This window comes from Methylobacterium aerolatum (assembly GCF_022179085.1).
Taxonomy (GTDB): Bacteria; Pseudomonadota; Alphaproteobacteria; order Rhizobiales; family Beijerinckiaceae; genus Methylobacterium; species Methylobacterium aerolatum.
Window position 1 is genome coordinate 1 of record NZ_BPQE01000038.1, and the last position, 1,084, is coordinate 1,084.

General features: G+C 56.1%; 1 rRNA gene. It reads left to right on the plus strand.

The features are described 5' to 3' along the window. Positions 1-201: 201 nt before the first annotated feature. Positions 202-1,084, plus strand: a 23S ribosomal RNA gene (locus tag MFF06_RS20960); the annotation flags it as partial.

Genomic DNA, 1,084 nt, shown 5'->3' on the forward strand with positions numbered 1-1,084 from the left:
TGCGAAGATATCTAACATCGTGAAGAGGGAATGTGGCTGTGGGGAGCGCGAGAGCGTTTTGTCCCTGCGGTCATGTTCGGCAAGCATACGGCGATCGGGTCGGAAACGATCTGATCGCTGGTCTTTTTGCGACCGGTATCGTGTCGCGTTGAGAGCCAGCCTTACGGCTGTCGCTCAACGGCGGACATCGATCACGGGAGCGATCAAGTGCCTTAAGAGCATTCGGTGGATGCCTTGGCGCTGAGAGGCGATGAAGGACGTGGTACGCTGCGATAAGCCTTGGGGAGCTGCGAACGAGCTTTGATCCAGGGATTTCCGAATGGGGAAACCCACCTTCGACCTTCCGTATGGTGGTGCGGGCGCGAGCCCGCACTTCCATACGGTCGGTCAGATGAAGGTATCAAATCCTGAATCCATAGGGGTTTGAAGCGAACCCGGGGAACTGAAACATCTCAGTACCCGGAGGAAAGGACATCAACGAGACTCCGTTAGTAGTGGCGAGCGAACGCGGATCAGGCCAGTGCCTGTTGTGAGATTACCGGAACGGTCTGGAAAGGCCGGCGTGATGGGTGACAGCCCCGTACGGGACGGTTGATCGACAGGACTCGAGTAGGGCGGGACACGTGAAATCCTGTCTGAACATGGGGGGACCACCCTCCAAGCCTAAGTACTCCTCAGCGACCGATAGCGAACCAGTACCGTGAGGGAAAGGTGAAAAGCACCCCGACGAGGGGAGTGAAAGAGTACCTGAAACCGGATGCTTACAAACAGTGGGAGCCCAAGGTTTGTCCTGGGTGACCGCGTACCTTTTGTATAATGGGTCAGCGACTTAAAGTTACGAGCGAGCTTAAGCCGATAGGTGGAGGCGCAGCGAAAGCGAGTCTGAACAGGGCGTTCAGTTCGTGGCTTTAGACCCGAAACCGAGTGATCTAGCCATGTGCAGGATGAAGGTGGGGTAACACCCACTGGAGGTCCGAACCAGTGCCCGTTGAAAAGGTCTTGGATGACGTGTGGCTAGGGGTGAAAGGCCAATCAAACTCGGAAATAGCTGGTTCTCCGCGAAAGCTATTTAGGTAGCGCCTCG